We start from the raw sequence: 9562 nt of genomic DNA on the forward strand, positions 1-9562 counted from the left end.
TTCATGGATTTCCTCGAGTTAATTCATCTTCAGTTATATAACCATCTTTATTTTTATCACGCTTATTAAAGTTTTCTTTCAATTTTCCTTTGGCTTCAGATTTTGAGATTTTACGATCATTATTGACATCCATATTTTCTAACATTTTTCTGAAAGAAGGAGCTCTGTTTTTTGTATTCTGACTATTAGTTTCTTGTTGGTTTTGCTTTAAAGGTTTGTCTTTTGGAACTGATAACGGTGTAGTATCAGGCTTTTGTAAACCGTTTATATTTCTAACGCTTCTCACATAATTGTAAACATAGCGAACATCTCCTTGAGGTCCAAAATACTCAGGATAATCTGTTTTATCTCCACTTTTCGGATCGCTTCTTTGTGCTCCAGCTCCATGGACATCCATCAATTTGCCATTCATTTGTCCTTCTGCTTCTCCAAAAGCAATATAAACGGCACTTGCATATGGATTTTGGCCATCTAAATGGGTTGTGCTTGTCCAATAAAATGGATATTGACCACGGTTTCCGTCGGGGTTTTTAATTTCGGTGGACTCAAAAACAGGGTCTATTGCAGGTGAATTGGTTGTTTGTGGTGAGCGTGTATAGTCTACAATACTTTGTAATTCTTTAGCATTAGGCAAACGCCAATCCGATTGCTCAGCAAGCTCAAGATTTTCGGCATATGTTAAGGCATCTTCCCAATCTTTACCAATACTATCATCAGCTTTTTGCCACATTAAACCTGTAGCGTAATCGCTTACTGTTCCATCGCCATTATCATTGAAATTGTTTTTTCCATAAGCTGAATTTCCACGCACTAAACGGAAATACATCTTATTTTTAGTTTTTGTTTTAGGATTGTATTTGGGATAACCTTTTATTCTGCCATCTACGAAATTCACCCCAAAGATCGTTTCATCATTTCTCATGGTGCGTCCGACATATTCAGTAGACGACCATGTTTGTGCATCAATTTCCCGTTCTCCATTGTTGCTATTTCCTAGAGGTTGCTCAAAATAGTTTGTATCAATAAACATATCTATGGCTTTTGCCCCTTTCACTTTTCCGGTGAATTGTATTAACGCATACAGTTCTTTGATAGTCGGTACTCTCCAATCATTATAGCCACCTAGTTTAGAGGTGTTTGCTTTTAAGATGGCTTCTTCAAGTGTCATTTTCGTTCCCATATCTTGTTCCCACATTAATCCCGTAACATTATCTGTTATTGTACCATTTTCATTATCGGTATATGAGGGCTGATTACCATTATATGTGGCATCTTGTCCGTAAAGTGAATTTCCTGTAGAGGGTTTAGATATTTTTGCGGTGTCAGAATAATACTCGATTACTCCTGTATCTACAATCGGGTAGTTAATATTCAAATTTGAATTCGCGCTAGACGCACTATTTTGAGAGCTTGGTAACGTCATTAAGTCTTCTCCATATATAATATTTCCTAAATAGTTTTTTCGAAGCTCTGCAGTTGTAGCGTCTTCATCTATAACTGTAACGTTGAAATGTGTTAAAACTAAAGTCTTAACATTGGCTTCTTTTGCCATTTGAGAGCTTTCCGCTAAATTAACGTGTGCCTTTTCTTTTGTACCATTATTTTTTCCATTAGCTTTAGTTCCTTTTCGTTTTGAACCAGGCGCAATAGCACCACCAGAATCCATTATTAAATAATCCGCATTTTTAGCCAAAAGGGGTAAGGATTCAGAGTAGGTTAAATCACCCGAAATTACAATGGACGTATTATTGGCCTCAAAACGATAGGCGAGGGTAGCAATAGTATGGTTTACGGGAGTATACGACACGGTAATATCGCCAATTTTAAAGGTGTTATTTCCAGTTAAGCTTTTAGCTTCATACTTAGATGTTACATCGCTTAGAGTTCTTCCTGATTTTGATAATCTATAATCAATGTCTTCTTTATAAATGCTAAGGATGTGATCTATAATGGAAGTAGTTTGTTCTGGTCCTGCAATAATAGTGTTGTTACCACCAAGAAGCGATTGAATAAAAATAGGAGCCAACTCCTCATTATGATCTAAATGATGGTGTGTAAAAAGCAAACCGTCTATGTCCTCAATTTTTGTGTCAATCTTATCTAAATTGGCTTGAGTGCCATTACCCATATCGACTAAGATCTGGGTGTTTTTATAAGAGATTAACACCGAAGGCCCTGAACGTTCAGTATTATATTTGGGAGATCCTGAACCAATTATGGTTGCTGTTAATTGCGAATTGTTTTTTTGAGCGAATAGTTGTGTTCCTAAAAAAAGCAGTATTAAAACCCAGTGGTTTTTCATTCTATATATTTCTTTCTTTGACACGTCGTTTTCTTAAAGGTTTAATTTAAGAAGGAAATAAATGTCTTTAAATTGGTAAGGGGCTTGTGTATGATGCGTTGTGGTTTTCTTTGGCTATAGGTACATTGGAGAAAATAGTTAATGGAGATTATAAAAGTGCTTTAGTTGAAAGTTAATGAGTTTTTACATGTTTTTTGCTACAGTACTTCGTTGTGCATAGTGCTTTTCATGTTCAGCTTGATTTTCCGATGTTTCATAATTAGTTCGGATTGAGCGTTGGCAAAGACATATTCTTTTACAGTTTTGGTGGTGCGTTGGCTGTAGCGACTGTAAACGTGCATGGCTTTTAGCGTTGGCAATTCGTTTCTATATAATATTCTTGGTCTAAACCTTTTTTTTCTAATTGGATTATCTCAATTAATTCTAAGATTTCTGGTTCACTTATATCACTAATCTTAAAATTAATTTTTTGGATGTCAAATCGTTCTCTATTACCATTATTTCTTAAATCATTTTTTATATTCTCAGGAATAAAAAATGTCGCTTTTCTTGATAAATGCTTTTTGTATTCATTTAAGTAAATCCCAATTCCTGCAATATCAAAGTCTCCAAAATGCAAATAATTGTTTGGGATAGAATTCATCCATCTTATAAAATCTTTATTTTGGTTTTGAGGATAACGAGAAACAAACAAAGGATTTATATTTTTAAATAAGTATTTCTGTTCTTGAATTTGACTAAAATTTTTAGCATTCTCAACTCCAATAACTGTTATTTCTTTTGGAATTTTGAAAGATTCGAAGTCATATACAAAAACAAAGCTTCCTTTAGTAGGTTTGATGATTATGGTTTCATTATTCAGCTCAGCTTTTATGGAACTATAACTATTCACTAAAAAGCCTTTAAAGGCTCTCTCTTTTGATTTTTTAGAATCTGTTGTAATCTTTACAAGTTCAGCACGAGTTGAATTTTCATTTTCTAAAGCCAAAATATAATTGTTCAAATCATTAATTTGTAACTGATTTGCTAAATAAGTGTGTAAACTTGATTTATTTACTAGCTCTAGGGACTTTTTATGCTTCCCTTTTCTGTAAATAATATTCTCAGCAACTAAATCATCTATTAATCTTCCTTGAGCAAAACTATTTGGAATTGATTCTTCATTGATTAGTCGGACTAATACTTTTGCTATTTTTAATGTTACTTTCATTAATTAAGAACTTTGGTATTTACTTTAACCAATCTATTAATTTTTGTGATATATTTTTTAGTGTTGCTTTTGGATTGTTCTTTTGCAAGTTTATACGTGTATTTATAGTCTGTAGCATTTTGACTTGTTGGTGAGCCATTAATTAATAAAATGTTTCTTTCGTTGGCAAATCTCAAAATTCCTTTAACATTATTTGGGTGAAGTCTTCCTATTTCGTCCATCATACAATGTAATTTAAAGTCTTTGAATTTTTTAGATGCACTATCTTTAAAAACATTGAGAAGTAGAATATTAATCATAGCTTTTACTAAAACATCTGTTCCTTCACTACCAACATTTGAAAGCTTCTCAACCCAACCAGAGTCATTATCATTTTCTATTATTCTGAATTGTAAATCAAAAGACTCTGAGAGTGTTAACGTTGTGCTTTTTGACTTCATTAATTCTTTCACTAATTGTTTTAATAACTCTACAGCTTTTTGATTTTTGGAATTACTTTCAGACGAAGTAAAAAGATTTGTTTCTCCTAAAGCGATACTGTTTTCATCGTTAAACTCTTTTATCTGAATCAATAACTTCACTATTGGATTGGAACTTTCTAAAGTTTTCATTTCCATTCCTTTGATGGCTTGAACAAAGTTTTTACCAATAAAATCATCATTAATTTTTTTAATGATTTTCTCAATTTCTCCTTTTTTAGAATTTAGTTCAGTTGTTTCTCTGCCTATCAAATGAATTATGTGCGCAAATCGGTCATTTACACGTTTTTCATATTCGTTGATTTTATCTACTTCAATAAATTCTTTAAGGTCAGAAGCAAATTCCAAATATTCCTTATCATCATTTAGTTTTACTTTAAAACTAAATATATTCTGTTCACCAAAATTACCAATAAAGGCATTTGTAGATTGTTGTAACTCTTTAAATGTTTCAATTCCTTTATAGTGTTTATCATTTATTTCTGTAATAATTGAGATTGCTGTTTTTATCTCAATAATTTCTCTAATTGGCTCAGAAAAATAAATATGAACGCTTTTATAAGTTTCTGACTTTTCTTTAAACTCAATAAATTTCTTTTCGTCAGTTTCAAATTCATCAATTTTAGATTGTATTGATTTCACAAAATCTTCTTTTTTAGAATATTTTGTACTGATTTTATTCAACTCAATTTTATGTTCACTAATTATTGAAGTTTGTTTTTTTTCTAAACTCGTTTTGTCAACTTTTAATTGAGGAACTTTATCAAAGAGTTCTCTTTTATCTTTGTTGTACTCTATAACAATAGTTTCGTTTCCTTTTATATAATCTAAGTTTTTTTCTATTTCTTGTAATCTATTATCAATAATATTCAGCCTTTTCGTATCAGCACCTTTGTTGCCTAATTCTGAGGTTTGTTCTTTTTTTAGCTGTTGAATTCGTTTATCTGATTCGTCTTTACCACTTGAAATAGAAATGTTTATTTCGGAAATTGACTTGTTTTTAATCTCCTCCAAAGATTCAATTTCAGTATTTCGTTCATTTTCTTTTAAACTTATTTTACGCTTTATTCCGTTTTTAAGAACTTCAAGGTCTTCTTGAGCTTTTAATTTCTTTGACGCAATTTCATCTAAATCACTTTCTAGTTTTTGTAAAATAGTTTCTTTTTCCAATTTTGCTTTTGAAACCCATTCATCTAAATCAATCTTATTTTTCTTTAATTTTTCTTGGTTTTGAGAAATAGTGTAATCATTTTCAGCAATAACTTCCTTGAAACTGTTTAATTGTTTCCTGAACTTTCTTTTAAGTTTTTGTAAACTATCTTCTTTATTTACATTAAGTTGCTTAATAGTACTCTGAATTTCAATAATTTTAACTTTAAACTCCTCAATTTCTTGATTGTACTCTTTGACCGTTTTAATACTGTTTTTTAAAGTGTTTAAGTTTAACTCTATACCAAATAGAGTAGTGGAATTGCTATCAATTAGTTTAGGATTTAGTTCTGTGTTGAACAAAACGTTTTCTTCATCAATTACTTTTCCAATGCTATTTTGCCAATCATCAATATTCTCGTTTAACCAGCCATAGAGAGAAGATTTACTTTGTTGGATTTTATTTTCAATGGTCTCAATTTTTGAAACCAATTTTTCAATTTTTTCTTTTTCTTTTTGGACGGATGCGTTATGAATCCTTTCTACTTCCTTGGCTTCTAATTCCCATTCTTTACGAATTATAACCGTTTGGTTTGTTGCATTTTGAATGATGGTTTTTGAACTTGAAATTTTGCTATGTATAGCTTTTTTATCGTCTTCACATTTTTTTATTTCTGATGAAAAAAAGGTTTTATGTTTTAATTCTGATTTGTTTCTCTTTAGGCTATTTTCATTTTCTTTTATTTTTTCTAAAACATTGTAACCTTTATCTACTTCATCTTTGTTTTCTTCTTTAATTTGATTTATCAATTTTTGATAGGTATCGGAAACTCCAGTCTTATTATCTGCAAAAGCACTTTGTATTTTATTGATTTCTGCATTCTTTCCATTAGCAAACTCTTGATGTCGATTTTGAATTTGGGTAATGAGTGCCTGGAATCTTTGACTAATTTCTGCGAATTTAGAGGTTAGCAGATTTTTTTCTTCTTCTAAAGTCTTTTGCTCTGTAATGAAAGAATCTTTCTTTGAAACTTTTGAAATTATTTGATTGATATTTTGGATATCGTATTCCTCTTTCTTTTGCTTTGCTTTTGCTAAATCTGTGGTGATAAGTTTAATATCCGAAACAATATCCTGTTCTCTTCTTCGATGCGTTTTTGCTAAGTTTTCTCTTTTTTTAAAAATCTCGGTTAGCTCGTTGTTTTCTTTTGAAAAATTAGAGTGTAAAATTGACTTTTCGTTTTCTATATAATTTAACCTAGATGCTAGTTCATACGTTAATTCTTTCTTTTCTCTTTTTAGGAAATTGAAAAATCTATATCTGTCAATAATTTTGTCGGCTTGCTTTCTAACTACAATTTGCCCTTTTCTATTTTCCTTGAACCATATTTTAATATCGTTAATCTGAGATTCAAAATCACGTAAATGATTCTTAGCGTAGTTTTCGATATCTATAACAAATTCTTCTTCATTTAGAGAATTTATGATGGTGTCTTTAATGAATTTTGCTTCTAAATTGGTATTTAGAAGTACGTTTTGAATAGTTCTTGGTATATTTTGGTATTGTCTACTTTCTATTAAAGCGTACTTTTTAAGCTCTGGCTTTAATCCAGCATTATCTCCATAAATAATTCTACGAAAGTCTTCATAACTTTTTATTAAATGAGTGTAATAAATTTCTTTTCCAAAAGCATTTCTTATTTTATCCCAATTTTCAAAAGCTCTATTATCATTGTCAATAAATAATTCTCGTTTATATTCAGAATTGAAAAATCGGAAGGCAACCTTTCCATTCACTTTGTATGCTAAGACACAGAAAGGAATGTTGTCTTTTATGATTTCGTAAATAATATATGAGTTCTGATATTCAAAATAGTAATCATCAAAACCTTTTTTTTCTCTCGGTATCCCAAGTTTAGTTTTATTTGCATTATAAAAAAACAAGATTGCACGTAGTAAGGTGCTTTTACCTACGCCTTGTGTCCCGATTAAATGAACGTTTCCGTCTAATTCAATTTCAGCGTATTTTACAGATGCACTATTTATGAAAACTATTTTATTCAGGTATCTCATTTTCTATTTCTTCGGGAATATTAATAGCTGTTATAATATCTTTCAGATAATTTAAAGAGGTAAGTACTTTATAAGTTTCCGAAATCTCATTTTCTAAAGTAATAAAATTATCTTTTTCAAGTTTTTCAATTAATTTTTTTATTCTTTCTGAGTAGCTTTTTTTGTCAATTCCTATTTTCTTTAATTTCTCTAGTTTGGTTTTCAAATCTGCATTGTTCTTTAGTTGATTTATAATGTCAGATGGTGAAAACCTAAAGCCTACATCAAAAGAAGAATCAAAAGTTTTAAAAAAGTCTAGTATGTCAATCCAATTGAATGCTTTTTCTAGTTTCCTGTCTAAGTCAACATTATTTTCTGTTCGACTGAAATAGAAATATTCATTGCCTTGCTCTAATACGTAATTGATTTGATGAAAATATTCGTGTAAATCCTCAAAAGTCTCCTCATCTTCTAGAACTTTATAAAGTTTTTGAATTTCATCATCAGGACTGTTTGAGCAGATGAATTGTCCTTTGCGTAGCACGTCAAATATTTCTGATGTATATTTTGTAAACATTAAAATTTATTTTGAAAATACCATGGCGTATTCAATGCCATTGGTGATTTGGTAATTGTCTTTTATTTTTAATTCTTGTTCATATTGTGAAATGATTTGACAAAATATTGTCACTCGTTCATTAAAATCTACTTCTTTTAAAAAATCATAATTTACGATAAAATTGAATAAATTATCACTTGTAGCAATGAAACGATTTCTTACTTCTTCTAGATTTATCATTATTTCTTCATCAATATTGTTTTCAAGAAATTCATTAGAAATACGCTCTGCTATTTCTGGTTTTAAGAGTAATCTATCTTTATGATTTTTAGCAATTCTTTTAATTGCTTCAAAAGCTCTCTCACTTTCTCTAAGGAAATTAATAGATAAGTTTAAAGGTTGATTTGTTCTTGCATCAAAAATCACGTGATTTCTAGTTGATATAATTTGTTTGATGTCAGTTTCTGCTTCAATAGTAAAATTGTCTTTTAGATATTTTAGTTTTCGTAATTTTTCTAAAAATTTTCCTTGTTGTTTTATTTGGTTTAGATAATCAATTATTTGTTTTTCTATTTCAATTAGGTTGTGCGAGCATTCTCCTAGTTGATGTTTTAATTCAATAATAATTCTATTTAATTCCTCATCTAAGGCTCTATTAAAAAAAGTGATTTCTTCTTCGTTAATGAGGGACAATGTTTGCTGAATCAAATTTGTCACTACTGTTCTTTTTTCATCAAGGTTTTCTAACTTTAGTTGTTTGTTTTTGTAATTCGTTTCGTTCTTAAAGGTATTCTCTATATTTCGTCTTAAATCAACCACACTTCTAAGTGTAATAACTCCCATTTTCCTAAATGTCTTTTTTATAAACCTTAAATAACCATATTTTCTGTTTTCGTTATTCTCGTTTAAAAAATAATCTATGTTTTCTTTGATTTTTCTGATGTTTTCATCAATATAAGACAAGTTGATTTCTTCACTTACATAAAGTACTTGCTCGAAAAATTCCAGAAATTGACCATCAAGTTCTAAAAGACCTCCATTTTCTCTAATTACAGATTTTTGTATTAATAAATCAATACGACTTTCTTCATAATCGACAAGTTCTAGAGCATCACTCAATCTGTAATCAATGGATTTCCTTTTACTAAACATTTCAGAGATTAGTTTTTCCTCTCTTTTCAGAGCGGTAACTAATTCTTTTATGTCGTTGAAGGTGTTCATTCTTTTGGTTTTGAGTGTTGGAAAAAAATAGATGTGCTATTTGTGCGTTGGGGTTTTTAATTCAAATGTTCAATTTTAGCACGATTTTCGCATTATGCACAACGGTCTTGTGTATGGTTAGTTGCGTGGTTAAGCAACTAAGTTAGTAACATTTACGAACCCGTGAAAATTCCACAAGAATTTTCGCAAGTAAGCACGTAAAAAGCAATTAATTATACACGTCTTAAGTTTACAATTCATTAAATTTAAGGATAAATCAGAAAAGACAAAAGAGAGGAGTAAGGTTAATATACACTCAGAAGCTTAAGACTTCGTCAACATTGAAAATCCCCTCTCTTTTCTACACAGATTTCGTACAGTTCTATGAGGCTTTAAGACCTCGATTTTAAGTCGTTGAAACTCGGTTAGATTGTCCTTTCAAAAAAAACATTTTCTTATGAATAAAGATATTAAATATTTTGAACTGCGAAGCACATCATGAATTCCTATTAATAAAATAATAAAAGATGAATAAATTGACATTAGTCATTTAGTTTTCGATGTCACCGATTCTGATGGTAATTATTATCAGTTTAAAAACAATGAATTTG

5 protein-coding genes are annotated in these 9562 nt (G+C 30.0%); all 5 read right to left on the reverse strand.

Annotation, left to right across the window (positions count from 1 at the left end; all coding sequences use genetic code 11):
* Position 1: 1 nt before the first annotated feature.
* The 5 genes from HM986_RS12385 to HM986_RS12405 all read right to left on the reverse strand — a co-directional run bounded on the left by HM986_RS12385 (position 2) and on the right by HM986_RS12405 (position 8972).
* Positions 2-2302, reverse strand: a complete 2301-nt coding sequence (locus HM986_RS12385) for an Lcl domain-containing protein (protein WP_179335405.1) — start codon at positions 2300-2302, stop codon at positions 2-4.
* A 346-nt stretch (positions 2303-2648) separates the two neighbouring features.
* Positions 2649-3512, reverse strand: a complete 864-nt coding sequence (locus HM986_RS12390; RefSeq protein WP_179335406.1) for a DUF7281 domain-containing protein — start codon at positions 3510-3512, stop codon at positions 2649-2651.
* Entirely contained in the window at positions 3512-7213 is a 3702-nt protein-coding gene (locus HM986_RS12395; RefSeq protein WP_179335407.1) for an ATP-binding protein, read from the reverse strand. Before HM986_RS12395 ends, HM986_RS12390 begins: the two co-directional genes overlap by 1 nt.
* The gene (locus HM986_RS12400) at positions 7197-7769 is read right to left on the reverse strand and encodes a condensin complex protein MksE (protein WP_179335408.1); all 573 of its coding nucleotides are present in this window, start codon (positions 7767-7769) and stop codon (positions 7197-7199) included. The genes HM986_RS12395 and HM986_RS12400 overlap by 17 nt, the downstream gene beginning before the upstream one ends.
* 6 nt (positions 7770-7775) lie before the next feature.
* A complete protein-coding gene (locus HM986_RS12405; RefSeq protein WP_179335409.1) occupies positions 7776-8972 on the reverse strand; it encodes a hypothetical protein in 1197 nt (398 codons plus the stop codon).
* Between the last annotated feature and the right edge of the window lie 590 nt (positions 8973-9562).

This window comes from Winogradskyella costae (genome assembly GCF_013403865.1).
Classification (GTDB): Bacteria; Bacteroidota; Bacteroidia; order Flavobacteriales; family Flavobacteriaceae; genus Winogradskyella; species Winogradskyella costae.